This is a genomic window from Streptomyces sp. NPDC059224, assembly GCF_042754285.1.
GTDB lineage: Bacteria > Actinomycetota > Actinomycetes > Streptomycetales > Streptomycetaceae > Streptomyces.
Genome location: NZ_JBHZAN010000057.1, coordinates 14330 through 39704 on the forward strand (window position 1 = coordinate 14330; position 25375 = coordinate 39704).

A 25375-nucleotide genomic window follows, 5' to 3' on the forward strand; every position below is an offset into this window, starting at 1 on the left:
CCGGTGGGCGCCGCACACTCAAGCACCGGCGACAGCCGTGCGCAAGATGTCGCGCAGAATCTGTAATTATTCGACAGCCGATTGGCAGCGGATTGGTTCTGCTGTAAATCAGACCTTGGGCGCTTGCGCTGTGGAGCCGCGGACCACCAGCTCCGGCTCGAACAGCAGCTCCTCCGGCGGTACGGCGGTCCCGCCGATCTGGACGCTCAGCAGTTCGACGGCGGCGCGGCCCATGGCCTCGATGGGCTGGCGGACGGTGGTGAGCGGAGGTTCGGTGCAGTTCATGAAGGCGGAGTCGTCGTAGCCGACGACGGAGATACGGGAGGGAACCTCGTGCCCCTTGCGGCGGGCGGCGCGGATCGCGCCGAGCGCGAGCGGGTCGCTGGCGCAGATGATGCCGGTGACACCCCGGTCGATCAGCCGGGACGCGGCGGCGTGACCGCCCTCGATGGAGAAGATCGCGCGGGCCACGTACTCGTCGGGGACCTCGCCGATCGCCCGCGCGGCGGCGAGTTTGCGGGCGGAGGGGACATGGTCGCCGGGACCGAGGACCAGACCGATGCGCTCGTGACCGAGGGAGGCGAGGTGCCGCCAGGCCTGCTCCACGGCCACCGCGTCGTCGCAGGACACGGCAGGAAAGCCGAGGTGCTCGATGGCCGCGTTGACCAGCACCACCGGGATGTTGCGGTCGGCGAGCAGCCGGTAGTGGTCGTGGGGCGCGTCGGCCTGGGCGTACAGACCGCCGGCGAAGACCACGCCCGAGACCTGCTGTTGCAGCAGCAGTTCCACGTAGTCCGCCTCGGAGACCCCGCCCTTGGTCTGGGTGCACAGCACCGGGGTCAGCCCGAGCTGGGCGAGCGCGCCGCCGATGACCTCGGCGAAGGCCGGGAAGATGGGGTTCTGCAGCTCGGGCAGGACCAGACCGACGAGTCGGGCGCGCTCGCCGCGCAGCTGGGTGGGGCGCTCGTAGCCGAGGACGTCCAGGGCCGAGAGCACCGCCTGCCGGGTGGCCTCGGAGACCCCGGGCTTGCCGTTGAGCACCCGGCTGACCGTGGCCTCGCTGACCCCGACCTTCTTCGCCACTTCCGCAAGTCGTCGTGTCATGAGCGCAAGGATAGCGCAATTTACGCAAGCTGCTTGCGTAAGGGCGGAAGGCAGGGATCAGACGCGACTGCCGGTCGCCGTGTCCGAGGACAGGCGCTGGGCGAGGTAGACCGGGATCACCGACAGCAGCACGAGGACGGCCGCCACCACGTTGACCACCGGTGCCTGCTGGGGGCGGGTCATGTTGTCGTAGATCCACAGCGGCAGGGTCTGGACGCCCGGTCCCGCGGTGAAGGTGGTGACCACGATCTCGTCGAAGGAGAGCGCGAAGGCGAGCAGTCCGCCCGCGAGCAGCGCGGAACGCACCAGGGGGAAGGTGACGTCGGCGAAGGCACGGAAGATGTCGGCTCCCAGGTCGGCCGCGGCCTCCTCGTAACTGCCGGAGGTGCGGCGCAGCCGGGCGACCACGTTGTTGAAGACGATCACCACGCAGAAGGTGGCGTGTCCGACGACCACGGTGAACAGCCCGAGGCCGACGCCGAGCGGCGCGAGGACCGTGCTGAAGGCCGAGTTGAGGGCGATGCCGGTGACGATGCCGGGCAGCGCGATCGGCAGGACCACCACGAAGGACAGGGCGTCCCGGCCGAAGAACCGGTGCCGGGCGACGGCGAAGGCGATCAGCGTGCCGAGCACCAGGGCGATCGCGGTGGCGCCGAGCCCGGCCTTCACCGAGGTCCACAGGGCCTCGCGGGCACCCGAGCTGTGCCAGGCGGTGGACCACCAGCGGGTGGTCAGGCCGGGCGGCGGCCAGCTCGCGCTGCGGTCCGGGTTCAGGGAGTTGACGAGGACCAGCAGCAGCGGCACGTAGATCACCGCGAAGCCGAGGCCGGCGGCGACACGCACCGCGATCCGCGCGGAACGGGAGAGTTGCACGGCGGGCTCCTCTACAGGCTGCTCAGCGCGCCCGTACGGCGCATCGCGAGCAGGTACAGCACGATGACGACGACCGGGACGGTGGCGAGCGCGGCGGCCATGGGCAGGTTGAGTTCGATGTTGGCGTAGACGAGGTTGCCGATGAGCTGGGTCTTGCCGCCGACGATCTGCACGGTGATGTAGTCACCGAGGCTGAGCGAGAAGGTGAACACCGACCCGGCGGCGACCGAGGGCAGCACCATCGGCAGCACGACGGACCGGAAGGTGCGGCCGGCGCGGGCTCCCAGGTCCGCGGACGCGTCCAGCAGGTTGTCGGGCAGCTGTTCCAGCGCGGTGTGGATCGGCAGGATCATGTACGGCAGCCACAGATAGGTCAGGGCGAGCACGGTGGCCGGCAGCCCGAAGCCGGGCCCGCTGAGCCCGAACGGCTTCAGCAGCCAGTCGGCGAGCCCGCCCTCGGACAGGATCAGCCGCCAGGCGTACACCTTGACGAGGTAACTCGCCCACAGCGGGGTCAGGATGGCGACCACCAGGAGCGGGCGGAGCCGGGGCCTGGCCACCCGGGCGGTGTAGAAGGCGACCGGGAAGGCGATCACCGCGCACAGGGCGGTCACCGCGAGGGCGACGCCGACACTGCGCAGCACCACCTGCCGGAACACCGGCGTGGTGAACAGCTCGTGGAAGTTGTCCGTCGACCAGACCTTCACCACCTCGGAGGTGAAGGAGTCCGTCGTCCAGAACGCGGAGACGAACAGCACGGCCAGCGAGCCCAGATAGAGCACCGCGAGCCACAGCAGCGGAGCGGTCAGCAGCAGGGCGAGGCGGAGCCGGGGGCGCCGGTGCAGCGCCCCCGCGGTCCGGGTGAGCACGGTCATGGCTCAGCCCTTGATCTCGGTCCAGGCCTGCACCCACTTCGCGTACGGCACGCACTTGACGTCGGTGCGGCCGTCCAGGCACTGCTCGATGGGCGTGTTCCAGAAGGCGATGTTCTTCCAGTAGCTCTCGTCGGCCGCGTGGTAGGTCGCGCAGAAGCTCTTGTCGCTGGTCAGGTCGCAGGCCTTGGCGTTGGACGGGGCCTCGCCGAAGTACTCGGCCACCTCCGCGTTGACCTTCGGGGAGACGATCCAGTCCAGCCACCTGTAGGCGCAGTTCGGGTGCTTGGCCTCGGCGGAGACCATCCACGTGTCGGACCAGCCGGTGGAGCCCTCCTTGGGCACGAAGGCCTTGACCTTCGCGCCTTCATCGGCGGCGAGGTTGGCGATGACCTGCCAGCTGGTGCCGATCACGGAGTCGCCGCTCTTGAAGGCGGAGATCTCCTTCAGGTAGTCGCTCCAGTACTCGCCGATGTCCGCGTTCTGCTTCTTGAGCAGGGCGACGGCCGCGTCGAACTGCTTCTGGTCGAGCGCGTAGGGGTCCTTGATCTTCAACTCGGGCTTGGTGGACTTGAGATAGAGGGCCGCGTCGGCGATGTAGATCGGCGAGTCGTAGGCGGTGACATGGCCCTGGTACGTGCCCGCGTCGTCGAAGACGGCCGACCAGGAGGTGGGCGCGGGGGCGACCTTCTGCGTGTTGTACATCAGCAGGTTGGCGCCGCGGCCGTGCGGGATGCCGTACATCTGGCCCTTGACGGAGTTCCAGGCCCCGTCCTTGAGGCCGCTGAAGATGTCCTTGTAGTTCGGTACGAGCTTGGTGTTGACCGGGGCCGCGTCGCCGGAGGCGATCAGGCGCAGCGAGGCGTCGCCTGAGGCGGAGACGGCGTCGTACTCGCCCGTCTTCATCAGTTTGACCATCTCGTCGGAGCTGGCGGCGACCTTGGAGTGGACCTGGCAGCCGGTCTGCTTCTCGAAATCGGTGACCCAGTCCACCTTGGGGTCGTCGGAGCCGTCCTCGACGTAGCCGGCCCAGGCGATCAGGTTGACGGCACCCTCGCTCTTGCCGAGCTTGGCCAGGGGCTTGAGGTCGGGCGGGTTGAGTCCGGACGAGGAGCCGGAGCCGGAGGAGCCGCAGGCGGTGGCGGCCAGCAGCAGCGCGGCGACGGCGGCCGCGGCGCGGGGACGGATGAGGCGCACGACGTACTCCAGGGGTGCCAGGGGTGCCAGGGGTGCCAGGGGTGGGGACGGCGGACCCGGTGGTGCGGGTCGGCGGGTCAGCCGGGGACGTGGACGGTGTGCCGGCGCTGCCAGCGCAGCCGGACGCGGGTGCCGCGGTAGGCGGCGACGTCCTCGGCGGAGGTGTCGAGGTTCTGCTGGAGCGCGGTGAGCCGGCCGCCGCCGTCCAGGTCGACCAGGAAGCGGGTGGCGTCGCCGAGGTAGACCACCTCGGCGACGGTGCCGACGGCGTCGGCCTGGTCGGGTCCGCCCGGCTCCGCGTCCTCCGCCAGGACCCGGATCTTCTCGGGCCGGACGCTGTGGGTGCCGCTCTCGCCGAGTACGCGCTGGGCGGCCTCGCCGGTGAGCAGGTTGGAGGTGCCGACGAAGGAGGCGACGAAGGCGGTGGCGGGGCGTTCGTAGATCTCGGCCGGGGTGCCGACCTGTTCGATACGGCCCTGGTGGAAGACGGCGACGCGGTCGCTCATCGTCAGGGCCTCCTCCTGGTCGTGGGTGACGAAGACGAACGTGATGCCCACCTCCCGTTGCAGGGCCTTGAGTTCGAGCTGCATCTGCTCGCGCAGCTTGAGGTCCAGGGCGCCGAGGGGCTCGTCGAGCAGCAGGACGCGGGGGCGTCCCACGAGAGCGCGGGCGAGGGCGACGCGCTGGCGCTGGCCGCCGGAGAGCTGGGCGGGGCGGCGGGTGCCGAAGCCGTCGAGCCGGACCTCGGCGAGGGCTTTGCGGGCCCGGACCAGGCGTTCGGCCTTGGCGACCTTGCGGACCCTGAGGGAGTAGGCGACGTTCTGCTCGACGTTCATGTGCGGGAACAGGGCGTAGTCCTGGAAGACGGTGTGCACGTCCCGTTCGAAGGGGGCGCGGCGGGTGACGTCCTGTCCGGCGAGTTCGACCACGCCCGAGGTGGGGGTCTCGAATCCGGCGATCAGGCGCAGGACGGTGGTCTTGCCGGAGCCGGAGGGGCCGAGCATCGAGAAGAACTCGCCGTCGCGGATCTCAAGGTCGACCCCTGCCACGGCACTGGTGTCACCGAACGACTTCCGCAGATCCCGCAACCGGATCGCGCTGGCCTCCATGGGCGGGAACCTCTCTGGCGCTCTCTTGCGTTGGACGTGGTGATCGGAAAGATATGAAGTCATAGTTCAAAGCTCAAGACCCTTCTGAGGTAAAGCTTGGGTCAACGCATAGGGTGGTGGGCCGTGGAACAGCAGCAGACGGACGGCGGCGCCAAAAGGGCCGTCTTCGCCCCGGTGGACAGCAGGGCCCGGGTGGACGCCGTCGTACGCCGGATCGGCGACGCCATCGAACTCGGCCTGCTCGCCGACGGGGAGCAGCTGCCCGGCGAGACGGAGCTGGCCGGACAGCTCGGGGTGTCCACGGTGACCCTGCGGGAGGCGTTGATGGCCCTGCGCCAGCAGGGCCTGGTCGTCACCCGCCGGGGCCGCGGCGGCGGCAGCTTCGTCTCCCTGCCGGACACCCCCGGCCGGGAGCGGCTCGTGGAGCGGCTGCGCGGCTGGAGCCCCGAGGAACTGCGCGACCTCGGCGACCACTGGGCGGCCCTGTCCGGCACCGCCGCGCACCTCGCGGCGGAGCGCACCGAGGACCACGACCTTGCCCAACTCCGCCGGACCACGGAGGAGCTGGGCAAGGCCCGGGACGCCTCGGCGCGTTGCCGGCTGTACGGCCGCTTCCAGGTGGAGCTGGCCGCCGCCGCCCAGTCGGCCCGGCTCACCCGGGAACAGGTGGCGCTCCAGACGGAGGTCGGGGCGCTGCTGTGCCTTGTGCTCGGCGACGACGAATATCGTGAAGAGGTGGCGGACCGTCACCGGTCCGTAATCTCGGCCGTGCAGGATGGGGCGGACGCATCGGCCAGGGAGCTGGCCGAGCGGTGCGTGCGGGACTCGACGGCGCGGCTCATCGCCCTGCGGCTGACCCTGTAGCCGCGCCGCGCCGGCTCCCCCGTCCGCCGGAGGGCAGCATGAGCCGCGGCACCGCCCCCGCCACCCCCGCGACCAGGACCCCGGCCGCAGCCGAGGAGTACGTGGCCGAGCGGGTCGGCCACGCCCTGGAGGCGGTGTTCGACGCCGTCGAGCAGACCCGGTCCGACACCGCCGCGCTGCTGGCCCGGGTGGCCGCCGAGGGCCGCCGTCCGGTGACCGCGGACCTCGCCGCACTGCGCCCCGGACTCCATCTGCGCCTGATCCGGCAGGAGCTGGTGTCCGGTGTCGGCTTCGTCTCCGCGCCCGGACTGCTGGCCGACGTACCGGCGTGGCTGGAGTGGTGGCAGAGCGACGCCGGCGGGGACGTACGCCCTCTGCTCCTCGACCTCGACCCGCGCACCTCGGCGTACTCCGACTACACGCACTGGGACTGGTTCACGCTGCCCCGCGACACCGGGCGGCGGGCTGTGGCCGGACCGTACGTCGACTACCTCTGCTCGGACGAGTACAGCCTCACCCTGTCCGCTCCGGTCCAGGTGGCGGGCCGCTTCACGGGCGTGGCCGCCGCCGACGTGTATCTACGGCACTTCGAGGCGGCCGCACTGCCCCTGCTGCGGGTGCTGCCCGGGCCGGCCCGCCTGGTCAACGCGCGCGGCCGGGTGGCGGCGTCGGCGGACCCCGCACACCTGGCCGGTTCACTGACCAGGGGACCGGACTTCGCCGCCGTACTGGAAAACGGCCACCCGGCCCTGTTCGGCGCGCTGCGCCTGGTGCCCTGCCGGGGTGTGCCGCTCGTACTGGCGGTCGCCACGACCTGAGCGGGAGCCCACGCGCGAACGCGGCGACACGCACGGGAACCCGCGCCCGGCCGCCACGACACGGGCCGCGCCCCACGTCTGAACACCGCGGCTGGGGCCGCCCCTGGGCGCCATGCGTCCGGATGCGACGGCCCGAGTCGGGAACCGCTCGCGGGTGCCACGCCCCGGCAGAGGCCACGCCGGGCGCGTTCGGCGACCGCGGGCCCGCGCCCCACCGGCGTGCCGCTCGTCCTGGCGGCCGCCACGACCCGAGCGGGCGGCCGCGCGCAAGCGCCGCCGCATGAAAGGGAACGCGCGCCCGGGCATCACGGCACGGGACGTGCCCCGCGCCGCGGACGCCACCGGCCACCTCCGGACCCGCGCGCGGTTGCCATGGCCGGCCAGAGGCCACGGCAGGGCATGTCCAGCGGCCGCGCGCAGCACTACGGCGTGAACGGGAACGGGTGCCTGAGCACCAGGTACGGGAGGCGCGCCGCGTTCGGGCACCGCGGCGCGGGACCTGTCCCGTGTCCGGATCCCGGGGCCAGGGCCGGGGCGCGGCGGGCGGCCGTGTCCGGGCGGCTGGCGGTGGGGGCAGGAGGGAGCGCCGGCCCGGCGCCGTCGGCGACCTGAACGCCGACGGTGCCGGGTCAGGCGTCAGGGGCGGGGACCACGGTCAGATGGGCACCCAGGCCACCGGGCCGGCGGGAGCGGCGCGGGGCGGCGGGGCGGGGAGCGACACGCAGCACCAGGGTGTAACGCGCGTAGCCCATGCTTTCAAGGGTCCTGGGGGTCTCGCCGACCACCCGGCACTCGGTGGCGCCCAGCTGCGGGTCCGGGTGCAGCACGGGCCGGACGGCACCGTCGAGCCGGGCGCCCTCCTCCCCGACCGCGCGCAGCCAGTGCGGCAGCCCGTGCCGGTAGGCCGCCTCCATGATCGGGTCCTGGGCGATCTCCCGCCGGATCGACTGGAGTTCGTGGTCGTGGCCGCACCGCTCCAGGGTGGCCCTGAACTGGGCCAGCATCGGCAGGCACCAGCCCGACTCGTGCGCGCCGAGCACCGAACCGGCGTCCGGATGGAACAGGACGAACCGGAGGAAGTTGTCCCCCGGCATGGCGGTGGGATGCGGGGCGACCTCCCCGAAAAGTGTCTCGAACGCGTCGTTGGCCAGCACCACGTCCCAGCGGTGGTCGACCACCAGGGACGGGAAGGGAACGGCGTCCAGCAGCAGTGCGTAGTCCTGGAGATAGGCCTGGGCCTCAAGACTTTCGGGGACGGGCCGCGGCGCCGGTCGCCGCCCACCTGCCTGATATGCCATCGGGAGGTCACCCCTCTTGCCTATGCGGCCTTCTCGCGGCGATGTGATCCTGCTGCCCCACCCAGAGGCATGTCAACTATCGTGGCATTTCATGCCTGTTGACGGCCGAAATTGGCCACAGTTGTGGCGACACCTGGATGTGAGTTCGAACGACCGGATAATCTCCGGGAGGTTCACGCCGGGCGGTCCACGGCGACCGCATGTGCGAAGCCTCTGATCCCTCTGAGAGACGTAGGAGTTCTGTCGGTGACGGATGGCTACGAGGATCCGGGCGCCACGGCGACCGCCCAGCTGCCGGCCGTCGTCTCCCGCGTCACCGCGCTCGCCGACCGGCTCGGCGTCGCGTACGCGGAGGTCTACGACATCCGACGGCTCTCCTACGCCAGCGGTGTCCCCGAGCCCGTGGTCAAGGCCCTGCTCGGTGGTCGGCCCGCGGGCGAACCCGACGTCCAGGAACGTTTCCTGCAACGCCTCGACCTGCTGCGCCGCACCCGCCTCAAGCCCAACGGCCGAAAACACACCCAGCAGGAGATCGCCGACGGCGCCGGTATGTCCCGGCAGCAGGCCGGCGCCCTGCTCAACGGTGACCGGCGGCCGACCATGGAGCACTGCGACGCTCTCCAGCGGTTCTTCCGGGTGCACGCCGGATTCCTGACCGCCGCGGACCCCGAGGCGCTGGCGGGCGCCCTCCAGCGCGTCGAGCAGGAGCTGCTGCAGAAGCTGGCCGACCGGGAGCGCGCGGCGGCCGAGGCCGCGGCGGACCCGCTGGAACGGCTGCTGCAGGACCACGGGGTGCGCGGGATCGCCTGGCGGGCCGCCCAGCTCCCCACCGACCAGCACCGCGACAAGGTCGCGGAATGGCTGGACATGCTCCTGGAGAGCGTCAAGCGCCCCGAGTCGTGAGCTGCGAGGGAACGAGGGAACAGGAGAACCAGGAGAACATGGCCATCGGCAGGGACATGCGCCGGCTGAGCGGCGGGCTGGTCGGGGAGCTGACCCTGCCCGCGCCCGCCCCGCCGCAGGAGCTGTACCGGGCGCTGTGCGACGCGATGAGCCGCCGCCGCGGCCGCCCGGTCCTGTTCCGTACGGCCGTCTTCCCGCCCGGCACGGCCAGCGGCCTGTGGCTCGACCTGACCGACCGGGACCTGGTGGTGGTCGAGGAACGCACCGCGCCCGACCACCAGTTGGTGATCCTCGGTCACGAGCTGTGGCACATGCACGCCGACCACCACGGCCACGACGTCGACGGGGTCGCGGTGGCGGCCCGGCGGGTCGGCGAAGGCACCGGCGGAGGCGCGGCCACCGACCGGGCCGCCGTCCAGGCCGCCGTCCGGCGGATGGCCGCCCGCACCCGCTCCGACCGGGCCGAGGAACGGGACGCGGAGACCTTCGGACTGCTGCTGGCCAGCAAGTGCCGGGTCTGGCTCGTGGGTTCGGCCCTGCGCGGTCGGGTGCGGCGACACGACGTGGCGGGGCGTATCGAGGCCTCGCTGGGCTATCCGGGGAAGTGACCCCGGCTGGGCTCGGCTCGCTCCGACTCGGCTGAGCGGGCGAACCCGGGCGCAGCGGGCAGGCGTTGTCAGTGGCGGACGGCAAGCTGGTGGGTGCGCACCGCCACACGCGGTGCGGCCGCGCCGTCCGGGCGCGTGACCGTGACGACCGACGGGGAGAGCCGAGCCATGCCCACCGCCGTACTGACCGACCGTGAGCGCACCGCCGTCCAGGCCTATCTGCGGCTGCTGCACACCGTCCGCGCGGCCTTCGACGGACCTCCGGACGGCGCCCCGCGCCCCTTCCTGGTCCCGCCGGCCGTGCTCGCCGAGGCCGAGGAGGCCCTGGCCCGCGCCGGACTCGCCGGCAACGAGGAGGCGTTCTTCCGGCTCCTGCACGACTGGTGCCCACCCACCTGAGCCGGCAAAGCATGTTCGGGGGCACCGTCAGGGGTGCGGCACGATCACGGCCGAGGTCAGCATGGAGTGCCGCACGCTCCAGCGGCCCTCGAAGACCTGCAGCCGCTCCCTGCCGACCTCGGGGCCGGGGACCAGGAGACGGGCGCGCAGGGTGCCGTGCGGATGCCCGCCGGGCTCCGGGAAGAGTTCGATGTCGGCCTCCATGAAGTCCAGCCACTTCCCGGTGAGGGGGAACCACGCCTTGTAGACGGATTCCTTGACGCTGAACAGCAGGCGGTCCCAGTGCAGGTCGGGCCGCTCGGCCGCGAGCCGCCGCAATCGCTCCCGCTCCGAGGGGAGCAGGACGGACTCCGCGACGCCCTCGGGCAGCGGGGCGTGCGGTTCGGCGTCGATGCCCAGGGAGGCCAGGTCGGTGGCGCGGACCAGGGCGGCGGCGCAGTAGCCCTCGCAGTGGGTCATGCTGCCGACCAGCCCGTCCGGCCAGCGCGGTGCGCCGCGCTCGCCGCTCACCACCGGCTGCGGCGGGACCCCGAGCTTCTCCATGGCGCGCCGGGCGCAGGCGCGCACGGCGGAGAACTCGCGGCGGCGCTTGGGCACGGCACGCGCGACGAGCGCCGCCTCCTCCGGGTAGAGGGGGGCTTCGCGGAGCGCCTCGTCACCGAGCATCTCCACGGCCACCACCGAGTCCGGGAGCAGCTCCTCGATCACCGGTTGCGACCTCCATCGGCAGAATACGGCGCAGCTCACCCGGGGGCCGGGAGCGCTTGCGCCACTCGCGGGGGTATCCCACGGAGACCTCTTCGAAGCGGACTCCCTCGTGCCAGGTGGTCCGGGGGATGTGCAGGTGTCCGTAGACCATGGTGTCGACGCGGAAGAGGCGGTGCCAGTCGGCGGTGCGGGTGGTGCCGCACCACATGGCGAACTCGGGGTACCACAGGACGTCCATGGGATGCCGGTCCAGCGGGTAGTGGCCCGCCAGCACGGTCGGCAGGTCCTCGGGGAGTTCGGCGAGCCGGCGTTCGGTGGCCTCGACCCGGGCCCGGCACCAGGCCTCGCGGGTCGGGTAGGGGTCGGGGTGCAGCAGGTACTCGTCGTTGCAGACGATGCCGGTGCCGTGCGCGTAGGCGAGGCCCTCCTCCTTGGTCGTGCAGCCGGCCGGCAGGAAGGAGTAGTCGTACAGGAGGAAGAGCGGCGCGACCACGACCGGGCCGCCCGGGCCCTCCCAGACGGGATAGGGGTCCTCGGGGCTGACCACGCCGAGTTCCCGGCAGAGGGCGACGAGGTGCTCGTAGCGGGCGACACCGCGCAGGGTGACCGGATCCTTGGGGTGGGTCCACAGGTCGTGGTTGCCCGGGGCCCACAGCACCTTGGCGAAGCGGTCGGCGAAGGTCTCCAGAACCCAGCGGATGTCGGCGACGGTCTCCGCGACGTCACCCGCCACGATCAGCCAGTCGTCGTCCGTCCCGGGGCGCATCTTCTCGACGAGCTCGCGGTTCTCCGGGTACGAGATGTGCAGGTCGCTGATGGCCAGCAACTGCCCGGCACCGGCCGTGGACTCCACCCCGTACCCCTTCCGATCATGTCGTCGCCACCCACCTCAGCACATGACGGGTCGGCGGAACAAGGGGACCTGTCGGCCTGTCGCGGGTCATTCGGCGGCCGGTTCCGGACGGGCCGCCGGTCGGTGCCCGTCCGTCAAGGAAACCGGCGTGGACGGTGCAGGAAAACGCGTGTGGACAGCCCCGGGGAATCCGTAACACGGGCGTTGCACGCGGGGCCCCTTGAAAGCCGTATGATCCCCCTCAACACCACCGCCACGAACTTCCCTTCGTCCAGGGCGGTTTGGTGACCCTCCAACCACCCTGCCCGGGCACGGGCTCGCTGAGCCCTGCCCGAAAACCCCGGAAGGCGGCATTAATGCGCTCTCGCGTACGCGTCTGGCTCAACCGCACGTACGCGGAGAACGTGTTCTTCATGGATCAGCTGAAGAGAAATCCCAGCGACCGGGCGGTCGAGATCCATGCGACGCACGGTGACGCCGACTCCCCCGTGCTGGCCGCCGCCGACACCGCCGATCTGGAGCCGGAGGGCCTCTCCCCGGCCGGCTACGTCGAGTACGCGCTCGACCAGTGCCAGCGCCGTGGCATCGATGTCTTCGTGCCCCGCCTGCACCAGTCGGCGATCGTCGCCCACCGGGCCGACTTCGCGGCGGTCGGTACGGCCCTGCTGGCGCCGACGCCGGAGGCGACGGCGGTCTTCGAGGACAAGGCGACGGCCTACGAGGCGGTCGGCGCGGTCGGGGTCCCGGTGCCGCCGTGGTGGCGGGTCCGTACGGCCGACGAACTGGTCGCCGCGGTCGAGGCGCTGGAGGCCGACGGCCACAAGGCCTGCTTCAAGCCGGCCGCCGGTGCGGGCGGGGTGGGTTTCCGGGTGATCACGCGCGCCCCGTTCTCGCTCTTTCACCTCAACGGGTTCCCGGGGCCGTACGTCCAGCTCGACCTGGTCCTCGAGGCGCTGCGGTGCGCCGACCAGCCGGTGGACTGGCTGGTCATGCCGCGCCTGGAGGAGCCGGAGGTGTCCGTGGACTGCCTCACCGGGCCCGACAACCGGGTCCGGATGGCGGTGGGCCGCACGAAGAAGGGCCGCCGTCGCGGCTTCACCCTGGACGAGCGCTGGCTGAAGCCCGCCAGGCTGATCGCCGAGGGCTTCGGCCTGCACTACCTGTCCAACATCCAGTTCCGGATGTACGGCGACGAGCCGGTCCTGCTCGACGTCAACACGCGTCCCGCCGGAGGGTTGCACCAGCTGTCCCTCTGCGGGGTCAACGCACCGTGGGCGGCCGTCCAGTTGGCACTGGGCGAGGACCCCGGCGTGATCGAGCCGCCGTTCCTGGGCCAGGACTACGCGGTGGTCTCGGGCCCGCGTCCCGTTCTGCCGTCCGTGCCGACCGTGCGGGAGGAGGCCGACGTGGTGCTGGCGCCTCCGGTTCCCGTGGAGGTGGAGCCGGTCGACGCCGCGGCTGCGGTGCTGCCGCTCTAGGCCGGCGGCGGAGCCGCGCATCGCAGCGGCCCCGCGCCCCTCACGGGGCACGACGGCTCACCGGTATGGACCAATTCACGCTCGTCTCCTTGACAGCTCGATTGGTCCATACCATTTTTGTTGCGCACCCCCTTCCGCACCTTCGTGCAACTCCCGAACACCCCCATTCCCGCAGGGAGATCGCGTGCGCAACTCGCTCAGACGTTCCAGACGTCGGATACTCGCACTGCTCGGGTCCGCCGCCCTCGCGCTCGCCGGGGCCATCGCGCTTCCCGGTACCGCACAGGCGGCCAACGTCCTGTCCAACCCCGGCTTCGAGTCGGGGAGTCCGTCGCCCTGGTCCTGCACCGGGAACCTGGGCTCGGTCGTCTCCTCCCCCGTGCACGGCGGCTCCAAGGCCCTCGCGGGGGCCGTGAGTTCCAGTGACACCGCCCAGTGCACCCAGACCGTCGCCGTGCAGCCCAACACCACGTACTCGCTCAGCGGCTGGGTCCGCGGCTCGTACGTCTACCTCGGGGTCACCGGCGGCACCTCCACCTGGACCAGCTCCCCGTCCCAGTACAGCCAGCTGAGCGTCTCCTTCACCACCGCGGCCGGGCAGACCAGCGCCCAGATCTACGTCCACGGCTGGTACGCGCAGGGGACCTACTACGCCGACGACATCAGCCTCGACGGGCCCGGCGGCGGCGGCTCCGACACCCAGGCGCCCACCGCGCCCACGAACCTCACCTCCACCGGGAAGACCTCGTCGAGCGTCTCCCTGTCGTGGTCGGCCGCGACGGACAACGTCGGGGTGACCGGCTACGACGTCTACCGCGGGTCGACCCTGGCGACGAGCGTCTCCGGGACCTCGGCCACGGTGAGCGGGCTGTCGGCGAGCACGGCGTACGCCTTCACCGTGAAGGCGCGCGACGCGGCGGGGAACGTCTCGGCCGCCTCCAACTCCGTGAGTGTCACCACCGACGCGGGCACCGGCGGCGGGACCGGGTTCAAGCAGGCCGCGCCCTACCTCTACGAAGGCTGGGGGGATCCGCCGAACCCGACCACGGTGATGAACGCGACCGGCATCAAGAACTTCACCATGGCCTTCGTGCTGGACTCGGGGGGCTGCACGCCTGCCTGGGACGGCAGCCGGGCGCTGACCGGGGGTGCCGACCAGACCGCGATCAACCAGATCCGGGCGGCCGGCGGTGACATCACGCCGTCCTTCGGCGGCTGGCAGGGCAGCAAGCTCGGCGCCAACTGCTCCTCCGCGAGCGCGCTGGCCGGGGCGATCCAGAAGGTGATCGACGCGTACGGTCTCAAGTCCGTCGACATGGACGTGGAGAACACGGACGAGTTCGAGAACGAGGCCGTGCAGGCGAAGATCCTGACCGCCCTGAAGACGGTCAAGGCCAACAACCCCGGCCTGAAGACGATCGTCACCTTCGGCACCTCGACCACCGGGCCGACCTACTACGGCAACCGGCTCATCGAGCAGGCCCAGTCGCTGGGCGCGAACATCGACGTCTTCACGATCATGCCGTTCGACTTCGGCGGCGGCGCCGACATGTACGGCAACACGGTGGCCGCGGCCGAGGGACTGAAGACCAAGCTGAAGTCCACCTTCGGATGGGACGACGCGACGGCCTACGCGCACATCGGGATCTCCGGGATGAACGGTCTGTCGGACCAGCAGGAGACCACGACCCCCGCGATCTGGACGCAGATCCGAGACTGGGGGAACTCGCACCACATCGCCCGGCTCGCGTTCTGGGCCGTGAACCGGGACCGCGGCTGCGCAGGCGGTGGCGTGGTGAGCAACTGCTCCGGGATCAGCCAGAGCAACTGGCAGTTCACCTCGATCACGGCCGGCTTCACCGGCTGAGCACCGGCGGCGAAGGCGTGGGGTCCTAGACCGGGTACCCCCACGCCTTCGCTATCCCGGCCAGCCTGGGCGGGAGTTCGGCGGCCGGATCGGCCCGGCGGGCGGCCTGGACCCTGCCGGACTTGATCTCCTTGCTCCAGTCGCCGGGCTTCGGACTACCGACTTTTCATGTCGAAACGTGCCTTAACCATGCAATAACCTGATCGGGATCGGTCCGATCAGAACCGGCCCGATCCTCGGTACAGCTCCAGCTCTCCGTCCAGTTCGACGGCGAGGACCGTGGCGTACGGATCGAGGTCGGCCGCGGCCGGCGGGTCGATCCACAGCACGCCGACCGCCTCGTGCAGCCCGCCGACCACCCGGTGGCCCAGCTCCGTCCCGCTGCCGAGCACCCTCACCCCGCGCACCCCGGTCGCCAGCCCGCGGACGCCGATCTCGGCGCGCGGGGCGTCGAACAGGGTGAGATAGAGGGTGCGCCGGTCGGCGGAGAGGGTGCTGGGCCCGTAGTGGTGCCCGGCCGGCAGCCCGCGCCCGGTGCCGTAGACCGCCTCGGCGTGCCGCCGGATCCACTCCCCCAGCCCCTCCAGTCGCTCCACCTGCGGCTGCGGGATGGTGCCGTCCTCCATGGGGCCGACGTCGAGCAGCAGGTTGCCGCCGCCCCCGATGGTCTCGGTGAAGTACCGGATCAGCTGGGCGAGGGACTTGTGGTTGTCGTCGTGGTGCTGGTAGCCCCACGAGTCGTTGATCGTCAGGCAGAGCTCCCAGGGGCCGTCCGGCGGCACGACGGGGGCGCCCTGCTCGGGGGTGGCGTAGTCGCCCTCGCTGAGCATCCGCGCGTTGAAGACGACATGCGGGACGTACGACCTGATGAGCGCGGCCAGTTCGGGGATGCGCCACTGCTCCTCGCTGCGCTCCCACTCCCCGTCGAGCCACATCAGGTCCGGCCGGATCCGCGAGGCCAACTCCGTTATCTGGCCGTCGCGGTAGGCGATGAACCGTTCCCAGGCGGCCAGGTCCTCGTGCTCGGCCGCCACCTCCGAGTAGCGGTTGTCCTCCTGCTCCGGCGGGCGGCCCGGCTTGCGCGTGGAGGCGTAGTCGGGGTGGTTCCAGTCGGAGTGCGAGTAGTAGAGGCCGACCTTGAGGTCCTTCTCGCGCAGGGCCTCGGCGTAGGGGCCGAGGTAGTCCCTGCCGAGGTTCAGGTCGCCGTACCCGGTGTCCCACAGGGCCACCCCGTCGTGGTGCCGGCTCGTCAGCACGGCGTACCGGGCCCCGGCGCGGGCGAACAGGTCCGCCCACGCCTCCGGGTCGTAGCGGGCGCCGGTGAACCGCTCCAGCTGGGACATGTACTGCTCGTGCGGCACGATGCCGTCGTAGAAGGACCAGGACTCCTGGACCCCGTCGACGGCATAGATGCCCCAGTGCACGAAGATCCCCAACTTGGCTTCGGTGAACCAGGGTTGCATGGTCATCCGGTCAGCTCCTGCGCAGCCGGAGGGTGAGGATCTGGAAGGGGCGCAGCTGCACGGCGACGGTGTCGCCGTCGACGGAGGCGTCCTCGAGCGGTCGCTCCAGGAGGTCGGTCACCTGGGCGCCCGCCAGCGGGAAGCCGGTGCGCAGGACGCCCCGGGCGCGGCCGCCCGTGGACTCGTAGAGCCGGACGACGACATCGCCGGAGGCGTCGTCGGCGAGCTTGACCGCCTCGACGGTCACGCCCTCGCCCAGGACGGAGACGACCGGCTCGGGCGCGCCCGCCGCATCGGCCACCCGCAGCGGGAGGTTGAGGGCATAGCCCTCCGCCACCGCGTCCTCGACGGCGGCACCCGGCAGCAGCGAGTACGTGAAGCGGTGGCGGCCCTGGTCGGCGCCCGGGTCCGGGACGCGCGGGGCGCGGACCAGGGACAGGCGGACCGTGGTGGTCGTCCCCCCGTCCTCGCGGACGGTGCGGGAGACGTCGTGGCCGTAGGTCGAGTCGTTGATGACGGCGACACCGTAGCCGGGCTCGGCGAGGTGCACCCAACGGTGGCCGGAGACCTCGAACCGGGCCGCCTCCCAGGTGGTGTTGGTGTGCGTGGGCCGCTGGACGTGGCCGAACTGGATCTCCGCGGAGGAGTGCGCGGCACGGATGTCCACGGGGAACCCGGCCTTGAGGAACTTCTCGGCCTCGTGCCAGTCGATGTCCGTCTCGAAGTCGATCCGGGGGCTGCCGGCGCGGACGGTGATCGTCTGGGTGATCGTCGAGCCGTTGCCGAAGGGACGGGTGACACGGATCGAGCCGAGCAGCGGGTCCGTGTCGGTGACCGTGATCTCCGAGGGGTCCAGCAGGTCCGTGTAGCGGTTCTTGTAGTGCTTGTCGACGTCCCAGGCGTCCCAGTAGTTGGGCAGGTCGGTGTGCAGGCGCAGCAGGTTGCCCTGGCCGGCGAGGACCTCGCGGTCCGCCCGCAGGTCGCGGACGGAGGACAGGGTGCCGTCCTCGGCGACCTCCACCCGGACCAGGCCGTTGTCGATGACCCGGCCGTCGACCGTCACCGGCCGCGGGGTCTCGGCGGCGGCCGTCAGCGGCGCGCTGCCGCTCGCCGGGACCTCGACGTACACCGGGGCGCCCGCCGCGTCCCGGACGACCTCGGCACGGTCGTAGGGGCTGGTGTTGAAGACGCGGGCCGGGCCGCCGCCCAGCGCGGTGACCGCCTCGGCGGTCAGCGCCTCCAGCTCCGTGGCGACGCGGGCGTACTCGGCCTCGGCCTCGCGGTGCACCCAGGCGATCGAGGAGCCCGGCAGGATGTCGTGGAACTGGTGGAGCAGGACCGTCTTCCAGAGCCGGTCGAGCTTCTCGTGCGGATAGCGGTAGCCGGGCGCGTGCAGGGCGGCCGTGGTGGCCCACAGCTCGGCCTCGCGCAGCTTGTGCTCGCTGCGCCGGTTGCCCTGCTTGGTGCGGGCCTGCGAGGTGTAGGTGGCGCGGTGCAGCTCCAGGTAGAGCTCGCCGACCCAGACCGGGGCGTCCTCGTACTCGGCGCGGGCCTTGGCGAAGAAGGCGTCCGGGTGCTCGACCTCGACGCGCGGGGAGCCCTCCAGGTCCTTGAGCCGGCGGGCCCGCTCCATGATCTCGCGGGTGGGGCCGCCGCCGCCGTCGCCCCAGCCGAAGGGGGCCAGCGAGCGGGTGGCGCCGCCCTTCTCGGCGTAGTTGCGGACCGCGCGGGACATCTCCTCGCCGCTGAAGCGGGCGTTGTAGGTGTCGACGGGCGGGAAGTGCGTGAAGATGCGGGTGCCGTCGATGCCCTCCCACCAGAAGGTGTGGTGGGGGAACCTGTTGGTCTGGTTCCAGGAGATCTTCTGGGTGAGGAACCACTCGTTGCCGGCCAGCCTGGCGATCTGCGGGTAGGCCGCGTTGTATCCGAACGAGTCCGGCAGCCACACGCCCTTGGTCTCGACGCCGAAGTGCTCCATGAAGAACCGCTTGCCGTGCACGAACTGGCGGGCGACCGCCTCGCCGCCCGGCAGGTTGCCGTCGGACTCCACCCACATGCCGCCGACCGGCGCCCACTGGCCCTTCTTGACGGCCTCCTGGATCCGGGCCCAGACCCGCGGGTAGTTGTCGCGCACCCACTCGTACTGCTGGGCCTGGGAGCAGGCGAAGACGAACTCCTCGTACTCGTCGGCCAGCGAGGTGACGTTGGAGAAGGTGCGGGAGGTCTTGCGCTTGGTCTCGCGGATCGGCCAGAGCCAGGCCGAGTCGATGTGCGCGTGGCCGACGCCGGAGACGCGGTGGGCGCTCGCGTGCGCGGGCTTGGACAGCGCCGGCTTCAGGGCCTCGCGCACGGCGGCGGCCGAGCCGGCGATGTCGTCGAGGTCCAGCAGGTCCATCGCGTGGTCGAGGGCGTGCGCGATCTCGTGCCGGCGCGGGTCGTGCTCGCCGAGCTCCAGCATCAGCTCGCGCAGCACCTGGATGTCGAGGTCGAGGTGCCAGACGTCCTCGTCGAGGACGGCGATGTCGGCGCGCCTGAAGGTGTAGAGCGGCTTGTCGCCGGCTGTCAGCACGTCGCCGAGCGGGGTCGGCGCCGCGAAGTCGCCCGCGAGGATGTCGGGGTTGGAGGCGGCCTCGACCAGGTAGTCGATCACCTCGTCGCCGGCCGCCGGGTTGGCGATGGCCACGTACTGGTTGAGCGGGTTGACCGCCTTCAGCGGGGTCCCGTCGGCGAGGTGGACCAGGGCCTCGGCCTGGTTGCCCGGCCAGTCGCCCACGAAGCCGAGGTCGATGACGGCCTCGACCCGGCGGCCCGCGAAGGCGGCGGGCACCCGGCCGCGCATCCGGAACCAGGTGGTCCCCCACGGCGGCCCCCACGGGGTGTCCATCGCGAACGGCTCGTACGGGGCGGCGGCGGCCTCCTCGAAGGGCACCGGCTCCCCGGGGGCCTGCCAGGCGGACACCTCGAAGGGAACGGCGGCCGCGTAGATCGCGGGCTTGATGCGCTGGTTGTGGAGGCGTTCTACGCGCTCCTCGATCCGGCGGCGTTCGTCGTGCATGGAAGTCTCCAGAGAGGGATAGAAAGCGCTTTCTGACCGGCTGGTCACTTAAGATACGCGAGGCCCGGATGGACGTCGGTGTACCCCTCCACCAGCCGACGGGCCACGTTCACCGAGTCGACCAGCGGGTGCAGCGCGAACGCCTTCACGGCCGTCCTGCGGGAGCCGGATTCGGCGGCGGCCAGCACCTCGCGCTCGACCGCCTTGACCGAGCAGACGAGACCGGTGGCGTGGCCGGGCAGCGGGGCCACGGAGACCGGGTGGGCGCCGTTGGCGTCGACCAGGCAGGGCACCTCGATGACGGCATCGCCGTCGAGCACGGACAGGGTGGAGCGGTTGCGGACGTTGAGGATCAGGGTGGTGCGCTCGTCGCGGGCGATGGCCCGCATCAACGCCAGGGCGACCTTCTCGTAGCCGCCGGACAGGTCGTCGGCGTCGCGCTCGCCGGCGCCCGCGGTCTCCCGGTTCTCGGCCATGTAGGTCGCCTCGCGCTCGGCGCGGGTGCGGTCCCAGACGTCCAGGGCCTTCGCCTCCGGCTCGGCGACCGCCTCGTAGAAGTGCGCCTGCTGGTCGCGCAGGAAGGCGCCGCGGGTCTTCTCGGCCTGCCGGTAGGCGCGGACGGCCTCGCGGTTGAAGTAGTAGTAGTGCAGGTACTCGTTGGGGATCGCGCCGAGGGACTGCAGCCAGTCGACCCCGAAGAGCCTGCCCTCCTCGAAGGAGCCGAGCAGGGCGGGGTCGGCGAGCAGGCGCGGGAGTTCGTCGCGGCCCGCGACGCGCAGGCCGCGCACCCAGCCGAGGTGGTTGAGGCCGACGTAGTCGATCCAGGCCTCGCGCGGGTTCGCGCCGAGCACCCGGGCGATTCGGCGGCCGAGGCCGACCGGGGAGTCGCAGATGCCGATGACGCGGTCGCCGAGGTGGCGGGACATGGCCTCGGTGACCAGGCCGGCGGGGTTGGTGAAGTTGATGACCCAGGCGTCGGGGGCCAGACGGGCCACCCGGCGGGCGATGTCGACGGCGACCGGGACGGTCCGCAGCCCGTAGGCGATGCCGCCCGCGCCGACCGTCTCCTGGCCGAGGACACCCTCGGCGAGGGCCACCCGTTCGTCGTCGGCGCGGCCCGCCAGGCCTCCGACGCGGATCGCGGAGAAGACGAAGTCGGCCCCGCGCAGGGCCTCGTCGAGGTCGGTGGTGGCGGTCACCGTCGGGGCGCCGGGGGCCCCGGCGGCCTGTTCGGCCAGCACCCGGGCGACCGCGGAGAGGCGGCCCGCGTCGAGGTCGTGCAGCACGACCTCGGTGACGCGGCCCTCGCCGCGGTCCGTCAGCAGGGCGCCGTACACGAGCGGCACCCGGAATCCGCCGCCGCCCAGAATGGTCAGTCTCACCGGCTTCCTCCCAGGATGCCCACCCGCGCGGACCACGAAGCGACCGGGCCTCCACGGGAGATGTCGGGGAACGCGGTTCCGCCGCCTCGGCGGACCTCTGCCCCCGTCGACGGAGCAGCTCCGCATAGTGCGTCACGACAACCAGGCACGCACTGTCTCCTTGCACTTGTTCCAAGAACCCGGGCCGGCTGCGACCCGGCTGGTGTTGATCGCGTCAGACCCGTCCGCGGGCCGGGTGACCGGGCGGCATGAGCCCGGAATCCCCTTCGGCCCCGGGGCAGGGTGTTCAAGCCTGAGCCTTTCCCGCCACCACCACCTCGGCGCGGGCCTCCTCCAGGGCGGCCCGCGTCGCCGCGTCCACCGGCATGTCGGTCACCACCATGTCCAGGTCCTCGGGACCGCAGACCTTCGCCATGCCCGTCCCCGGGAACTTGGCGGTGTCGGCGAGCAGCACCACCTTGTCGCTCGCCTTGATCATCGCCCGTTTGACCGGCACCTCCACCACGGTCGTGTCCATCACCTGGCCGCCCGGGCGCACCCCGCTGGTGCCGAGGAACAGCCAGTCGGCGTGCAGCTGGCGCAGGTTGTCCTCGGTGAGGAAGCCGACCAGGGAGCGGTACTCGCGGCGGACCACGCCGCCGAGCAGCACCAGCTCGATGCCCTCGTCGTCGGCGAGCTCCTCGTAGACCACCAGGTTGCTGGTGATGACGGTGAGCCGGCGGCCGTGCAGCTGGCGGGCCAGCCGGTAGGCGGTGGTGCCGATGTCCAGGAGGACCGACTGGCCGTCCGCGACCAGGGCCGCCGCGTGCGCCGCTATGGCGTCCTTCTCCGCGACCCGCACCTCGGCGACGTCGGCGAAGGGCTGGTCGCCCTCGTCGGCGACGGCACCGCCGTGCACCCGCGTCAGCAGCCCCTCCTCCTCCAGCTTCAGCAGGTCACGCCTGACGGTTGCGGGGCTCACGCCCAGTTGCTCGGAGAGATCCGTCACGGCCGCGGGGCCGCCCGAGCGCAGGGCCCGCAGGATGAGTTGGTGTCGTCGTTCTGCCAGCACCCGATGAACAGTACTCGTCATCTTCAATCATTTCTATGCTCAGTTCTGCTCGTGTATTGACCAATCTCGCGTGGCAGCGCACGATTCCGTCATCGAAATTGACGAGTTTTGACGAGAGGGTGGCGTGTGGACGACGACATGCCCGATGTGCTGCTGACCGGGCTCCTCTTCTACGACCTCGTCCTCACCGGGCTCGGGAAGCCGCCGACACCGGGCGAGGAGGTCTGGACGGCCGGCATGGGCTGCGGTCCCGGCGGCATCGCGAACCTCGCGGTGGCGGCGTCCCGGTTCGGCCTGCGCACCTCGCTGGCCACGGTCTTCGGCGACGACTTCTACGGCGCCCACTGCCACGAGGTCCTCGCCGGACAGGAGGGTGTCGACCTCTCCCTGTCCCGGGTCGCGGACGGCTGGCCCACCCCGGTCACCGTCGCCCTCGCCCACGGCCAGGACCGGGCCCTGGTCACCCACGGCTGTGAACCGCCGTACTCGCAGGACGTGCTGATGGGCGACCCGCCCGAGGCCCGCACCGCCCTCGTCCACATCGAGGCCGAACCCCGCGAGTGGATCGCCAAGGCCGCCGCGAACGGAACCCGGATCTACGCCGACGTCGGCTGGGACCCCACCCAGCAGTGGTCCCGCGACCTCCTGGACCAGCTCGCCCTGTGCCACGCCTTCCTCCCCAACGAGACCGAGGCGATGGCCTACACCCGCACCGACAGCGCGGTCGCGGCCCTCGGCACCCTCTCCGAACTGGTCCCGGTGGCCGTGGTCACCCGCGGCGGGGACGGCGCGGTGGCCGTCGACCAGACCACCGGTGAGTTCGCGGAGGTCCCGGCCCTGGCCGTGGACGTCCTCGACGCGACGGGCGCCGGGGACGTGTTCGGGGCGAGCTTCGTCACCGCCTCGCTCGCCGGCTGGCCACTGGAGGAACGGCTGCGGTTCGCCGTACTCGCCGCGGGTCTCTCCGTCGGCCACCACGGCGGAGCACTGGCCGCGCCCGGCTGGTACGGCGTCGACCACTGGTGGCGCTCGCTCACCGACCCCGGTCTGCGCCGCGCCTACGGCTTCCTCACCGACCGGCTGCCGGCCGACCCCGGCCCGCCGGTCCACCACGCACCCGTCACACCCCCCGCGCGGCAGTACTGAGCCCCACGCCCCAAGCCCCCCACGCTCCATCTGAAAGTCCCGAACAGATCCGAAAGATCCGAAAGGCGGTGGGAGCTGTGCGGCTCTCACGTAGAGGCCTGCTGCGCGCGGGCCTGGCCGGCACGGCCGCCACGGCGCTCGGCGGCCTGGCATCCGGCTGCGCCGTTCCGACCGGTTCCACCGGCCGGAACATGGTCCTGTGGTACTGGGACGGCGGCCTCGGCGACACGGTCGTCAACAAGGCCAAGGCCCGTTACGGCGCCGACGTCGACCTGCAGGCCATCAAGATCGGCGGCTACTACCGGTCGAAACTGCTCACCACCATGACAGGCCGGGCCCACATCCCCGACATCGCGGGCCTCAAGGGCGAGGACATGGCGTCCTACCTCCCGAACGCGAACCAGTTCGTGGACCTGCGCACGCTGGGCGCGGACAAGTACAAGAGCCAGTACCTCTCCTGGAAGTGGGACCAGGGCATCGCCGACGACGGCACCATGGTCGGCTTCCCGATCGACTGCGGCCCGGTCGCGCACTTCTACCAGTACCAGGTCTTCCGGAAGGCCGGACTGCCCTACGAACCCGACGACGTCTCCGCCGAACTGAACACCTGGGAGAAGTTCTTCGCCGCCGGCGAGCAGCTGAGGAAGCGGATCCCGGGGACCTGTCTGCTCTCCGACGTCAACGCGGTCTTCGAGAACGTGGTGCAGCAGGGCAGCGCGCGGTACGTCGACAAGGACCGGCACTTCATCGGCGACCAGGACCACGTCCGCCGGGCCTGGGCACTGGCCGTGGAGGCGAAGCGGCGGGGGATCGTCTCGGACCTGGTCAGCGGCACGCCCGACCAGCTCTCCGCGCTCCAGGACGGCAAGCTGCCCAGCCAGCTCAACGCCTCCTGGGCCACCAACGACATCAAGACCGGCGTACCGAAGACCAAGGGCCGGTGGCGGGTGGCGCAGATGCCGGTACGGCCGTCCAACAACGGCGGTTCCTTCCTGTCGATCACCAAGGAGTGCCGCGACCCCGAGCAGGCGTTCCGGATCATCACCTGGATGCTGAACGCCGGCAACCAGGCACAGGGCTTCGCGGACGCGGGACTCTTCCCCTCGACCCCGGCGGCGTACGACCTGAAGACCCTGCGCGCGCCCGACCCGTTCTTCGGCGGCCAGGTCACCATGGACGTCTTCGGACCCGCCGCGCAGAAGATCGCGGTCGCCTACAACAGCCCGTTCGACGTGGCGCTCGCGCAACCCCTCAAGGACGAGATCAAGAACGTCGGCGTCCTCGGCAAGAACCCCGAGCAGGCCTGGAAGGACGCCATGAGCAAGTGCCGGCGCATAGCCAAGCACCTGGGGGTGACCTACTGATGGCCACCGCACTGGACAAGCCCACCACGACCGTGGAACGGACCGCCACGGCAGGTCCCCGTACCGGAATCCGCAAGTACTGGCACCTCTACGCCGCGATCTCCCCCTTCTACCTCCTCTTCCTCTGCTTCGGCCTCATCCCGGTCGGATTCTCGCTCTACGTCTCCCTGCACCGCTGGGACGGCCTCGGCTCGATGGAGTGGGCGGGCCTGTCGCAGTACCGGTACCTGCTGGGCGACACCGACTTCTGGACCGCGGTCGGGAACACGATCGTCATCTGGGCGCTCGCCACCTTCCCCATGATCTTCCTGGCGATGGTGACGGCCGTGATGCTCAACTCGGCGGTCCGCTTCAAGAACGTCTACCGCTTCGCCTACTTCCTGCCCAACGTCACCTCGGTGGTCGCGATCGCGATCATCTTCGGCTCCGTGTTCTCCACCAACTTCGGCCTGGTGAACGCCTTTCTGCAGGCGGTGGGGTTCGACCAGATCGCGTGGCTGAACACCCCGTGGGGCATCAAGGTCGCCATCGCCACGCTGATGACGTGGCAGTGGACCGGCTACAACGCGATCATCTTCCTCGCCGGACTGCAGACGATCCCCGGTGAACTGTACGAAGCCGCCCGCATGGACGGCGCCGGGCCGGTGCAGACCTTCTTCCGGATCACGCTGCCGATGATGCGGCCGGTGCTGCTGTTCGTGCTCGTCGTGTCGACCGTCACCGGTCTGCAGAGCTTCTCCGAACCGCAGGTCCTGCTCCAGACCACGTCCAACGACTCGACGTTCGCGGGCGGTCCGGGCCACGCCGGCCAGACCATGGTCCTCTACTTCTTCCAGCAGACCTTCGACAACAACGACTTCGGCTACGGCGCGGCCGTGGCCTGGGGCATCTTCCTCGTCGTCATCATCTTCTCGATCGTCAACTGGCGCCTGGTGCAGCGCCGGGGCGAAGACTAGGGAGGCC

22 protein-coding genes are annotated in these 25375 nt (G+C 71.3%); 10 read left to right on the forward strand and 12 right to left on the reverse strand.

Annotated features, from left to right (window positions below):
* Positions 1–108: 108 nt before the first annotated feature.
* From ACFXI4_RS40450 to ACFXI4_RS40470, 5 genes are all read right to left on the reverse strand, one after another.
* The gene (locus ACFXI4_RS40450; RefSeq protein ID WP_362714966.1) at positions 109–1104 is read right to left on the reverse strand and encodes a LacI family DNA-binding transcriptional regulator; all 996 of its coding nucleotides are present in this window, start codon (positions 1102–1104) and stop codon (positions 109–111) included.
* A 57-nt stretch (positions 1105–1161) separates the two neighbouring features.
* A complete protein-coding gene (locus tag ACFXI4_RS40455) occupies positions 1162–1977 on the reverse strand; it encodes an ABC transporter permease (RefSeq protein WP_385001420.1) in 816 nt (271 codons plus the stop codon).
* 11 nt (positions 1978–1988) lie between these two features.
* Positions 1989–2852, reverse strand: a complete 864-nt coding sequence (locus tag ACFXI4_RS40460; protein ID WP_385001423.1) for an ABC transporter permease — start codon at positions 2850–2852, stop codon at positions 1989–1991.
* A gap of 3 nt (positions 2853–2855) precedes the next feature.
* Complete coding sequence (locus ACFXI4_RS40465) at positions 2856–4046, reverse strand: ABC transporter substrate-binding protein (RefSeq protein ID WP_385001426.1); 1191 nt, start codon at positions 4044–4046, stop codon at positions 2856–2858.
* Positions 4047–4123: 77 nt separating this feature from the next.
* Positions 4124–5155: an ABC transporter ATP-binding protein gene (locus ACFXI4_RS40470; protein ID WP_385001429.1), complete on the reverse strand. Its 1032-nt coding sequence runs from the start codon at positions 5153–5155 to the stop codon at positions 4124–4126.
* 123 nt (positions 5156–5278) lie between these two features.
* Between ACFXI4_RS40470 and ACFXI4_RS40475 the strand changes: the two genes are divergently transcribed.
* Both ACFXI4_RS40475 and ACFXI4_RS40480 read left to right on the forward strand, forming a co-directional pair.
* Complete coding sequence (locus ACFXI4_RS40475; RefSeq protein ID WP_385001432.1) at positions 5279–6019, forward strand: FadR/GntR family transcriptional regulator; 741 nt, start codon at positions 5279–5281, stop codon at positions 6017–6019.
* A gap of 38 nt (positions 6020–6057) precedes the next feature.
* Positions 6058–6837, forward strand: coding sequence for a cache domain-containing protein (locus ACFXI4_RS40480; RefSeq protein ID WP_385001435.1), 780 nt, complete (start codon positions 6058–6060; stop codon positions 6835–6837).
* A 629-nt stretch (positions 6838–7466) separates the two neighbouring features.
* On the opposite strand, the gene ACFXI4_RS40485 is transcribed toward ACFXI4_RS40480, so the two are convergent.
* A complete protein-coding gene (locus ACFXI4_RS40485) occupies positions 7467–8135 on the reverse strand; it encodes a hypothetical protein (RefSeq protein ID WP_362729804.1) in 669 nt (222 codons plus the stop codon).
* Between the two features lie 246 nt (positions 8136–8381).
* On the opposite strand from ACFXI4_RS40485, the gene ACFXI4_RS40490 reads away from it, so the two are divergent.
* The 3 genes from ACFXI4_RS40490 (at position 8382) to ACFXI4_RS40500 (ending at position 10045) form a co-directional block, all read left to right on the forward strand.
* Positions 8382–9038 (forward strand): helix-turn-helix domain-containing protein, encoded by a 657-nt coding sequence (locus tag ACFXI4_RS40490; protein ID WP_385001438.1) that lies wholly within the window; start codon positions 8382–8384, stop codon positions 9036–9038.
* A gap of 38 nt (positions 9039–9076) precedes the next feature.
* Positions 9077–9646 carry a toxin-antitoxin system, toxin component gene (locus ACFXI4_RS40495; RefSeq protein WP_385001441.1) on the forward strand — a complete coding sequence of 190 codons (570 nt, stop codon included), beginning with the start codon at positions 9077–9079 and terminating at the stop codon, positions 9644–9646.
* 168 nt (positions 9647–9814) lie between these two features.
* Positions 9815–10045, forward strand: a complete 231-nt coding sequence (locus ACFXI4_RS40500) for a hypothetical protein (RefSeq protein ID WP_362729813.1) — start codon at positions 9815–9817, stop codon at positions 10043–10045.
* A gap of 27 nt (positions 10046–10072) precedes the next feature.
* Here ACFXI4_RS40500 and ACFXI4_RS40505 read toward each other — a convergent pair whose 3' ends face one another.
* A complete protein-coding gene (locus tag ACFXI4_RS40505) occupies positions 10073–10753 on the reverse strand; it encodes a 4'-phosphopantetheinyl transferase (RefSeq protein ID WP_385001446.1) in 681 nt (226 codons plus the stop codon).
* Positions 10701–11606: a metallophosphoesterase family protein gene (locus ACFXI4_RS40510; RefSeq protein WP_385001449.1), complete on the reverse strand. Its 906-nt coding sequence runs from the start codon at positions 11604–11606 to the stop codon at positions 10701–10703. The genes ACFXI4_RS40505 and ACFXI4_RS40510 overlap by 53 nt, the downstream gene beginning before the upstream one ends.
* 356 nt (positions 11607–11962) lie before the next feature.
* On the opposite strand from ACFXI4_RS40510, the gene ACFXI4_RS40515 reads away from it, so the two are divergent.
* Both ACFXI4_RS40515 and ACFXI4_RS40520 read left to right on the forward strand, forming a co-directional pair.
* On the forward strand, positions 11963–13084 hold the full coding sequence (locus tag ACFXI4_RS40515; RefSeq protein WP_385001452.1) for an ATP-grasp domain-containing protein: 1122 nt from the start codon (positions 11963–11965) through the stop codon (positions 13082–13084).
* Positions 13085–13268: 184 nt separating this feature from the next.
* Positions 13269–14951, forward strand: a complete 1683-nt coding sequence (locus ACFXI4_RS40520) for a carbohydrate binding domain-containing protein (RefSeq protein ID WP_385001455.1) — start codon at positions 13269–13271, stop codon at positions 14949–14951.
* 218 nt (positions 14952–15169) lie between these two features.
* Here the strand turns inward: ACFXI4_RS40520 and ACFXI4_RS40525 are convergent, their stop codons facing one another.
* The 4 genes from ACFXI4_RS40525 to ACFXI4_RS40540 form a co-directional block, all read right to left on the reverse strand.
* Entirely contained in the window at positions 15170–16420 is a 1251-nt protein-coding gene (locus ACFXI4_RS40525) for an alpha-L-fucosidase (RefSeq protein ID WP_385001458.1), read from the reverse strand.
* Positions 16421–16424: 4 nt separating this feature from the next.
* Positions 16425–19469, reverse strand: coding sequence for an alpha-mannosidase (locus ACFXI4_RS40530; RefSeq protein WP_385001461.1), 3045 nt, complete (start codon positions 19467–19469; stop codon positions 16425–16427).
* A gap of 44 nt (positions 19470–19513) precedes the next feature.
* The gene (locus tag ACFXI4_RS40535; RefSeq protein WP_385001464.1) at positions 19514–20851 is read right to left on the reverse strand and encodes a 6-phospho-beta-glucosidase; all 1338 of its coding nucleotides are present in this window, start codon (positions 20849–20851) and stop codon (positions 19514–19516) included.
* Between the two features lie 286 nt (positions 20852–21137).
* Entirely contained in the window at positions 21138–21902 is a 765-nt protein-coding gene (locus tag ACFXI4_RS40540; RefSeq protein ID WP_385001493.1) for a DeoR/GlpR family DNA-binding transcription regulator, read from the reverse strand.
* Between the two features lie 126 nt (positions 21903–22028).
* On the opposite strand from ACFXI4_RS40540, the gene ACFXI4_RS40545 reads away from it, so the two are divergent.
* The 3 genes from ACFXI4_RS40545 (at position 22029) to ACFXI4_RS40555 (ending at position 25368) form a co-directional block, all read left to right on the forward strand.
* Positions 22029–23048 (forward strand): carbohydrate kinase family protein, encoded by a 1020-nt coding sequence (locus tag ACFXI4_RS40545; protein ID WP_385001468.1) that lies wholly within the window; start codon positions 22029–22031, stop codon positions 23046–23048.
* Between the two features lie 77 nt (positions 23049–23125).
* On the forward strand, positions 23126–24412 hold the full coding sequence (locus ACFXI4_RS40550; RefSeq protein WP_385001471.1) for an ABC transporter substrate-binding protein: 1287 nt from the start codon (positions 23126–23128) through the stop codon (positions 24410–24412).
* A complete protein-coding gene (locus tag ACFXI4_RS40555) occupies positions 24412–25368 on the forward strand; it encodes a carbohydrate ABC transporter permease (RefSeq protein WP_385001475.1) in 957 nt (318 codons plus the stop codon). The genes ACFXI4_RS40550 and ACFXI4_RS40555 overlap by 1 nt, the downstream gene beginning before the upstream one ends.
* Positions 25369–25375: the final 7 nt, after the last annotated feature.

What these genes read in the sequence shown, in the direction of transcription:
- ACFXI4_RS40450 (WP_362714966.1), bottom strand. Translation starts at nt 1,104, where the DNA reads ATGACACGACGACTTGCGGAAGTGGCGAAGAAGGTCGGGGTCAGCGAG.
- ACFXI4_RS40460 (WP_385001423.1), bottom strand. Translation starts at nt 2,852, where the DNA reads ATGACCGTGCTCACCCGGACCGCGGGGGCGCTGCACCGGCGCCCCCGG.
- ACFXI4_RS40470 (WP_385001429.1), bottom strand. Translation starts at nt 5,155, where the DNA reads ATGGAGGCCAGCGCGATCCGGTTGCGGGATCTGCGGAAGTCGTTCGGT.
- ACFXI4_RS40480 (WP_385001435.1), top strand. Translation starts at nt 6,058, where the DNA reads ATGAGCCGCGGCACCGCCCCCGCCACCCCCGCGACCAGGACCCCGGCC.
- ACFXI4_RS40485 (WP_362729804.1), bottom strand. Translation starts at nt 8,135, where the DNA reads ATGGCATATCAGGCAGGTGGGCGGCGACCGGCGCCGCGGCCCGTCCCC.
- ACFXI4_RS40495 (WP_385001441.1), top strand. Translation starts at nt 9,077, where the DNA reads ATGGCCATCGGCAGGGACATGCGCCGGCTGAGCGGCGGGCTGGTCGGG.
- ACFXI4_RS40500 (WP_362729813.1), top strand. Translation starts at nt 9,815, where the DNA reads ATGCCCACCGCCGTACTGACCGACCGTGAGCGCACCGCCGTCCAGGCC.
- ACFXI4_RS40515 (WP_385001452.1), top strand. Translation starts at nt 11,963, where the DNA reads ATGCGCTCTCGCGTACGCGTCTGGCTCAACCGCACGTACGCGGAGAAC.
- ACFXI4_RS40525 (WP_385001458.1), bottom strand. Translation starts at nt 16,420, where the DNA reads ATGACCATGCAACCCTGGTTCACCGAAGCCAAGTTGGGGATCTTCGTG.
- ACFXI4_RS40530 (WP_385001461.1), bottom strand. Translation starts at nt 19,469, where the DNA reads ATGCACGACGAACGCCGCCGGATCGAGGAGCGCGTAGAACGCCTCCAC.
- ACFXI4_RS40555 (WP_385001475.1), top strand. Translation starts at nt 24,412, where the DNA reads ATGGCCACCGCACTGGACAAGCCCACCACGACCGTGGAACGGACCGCC.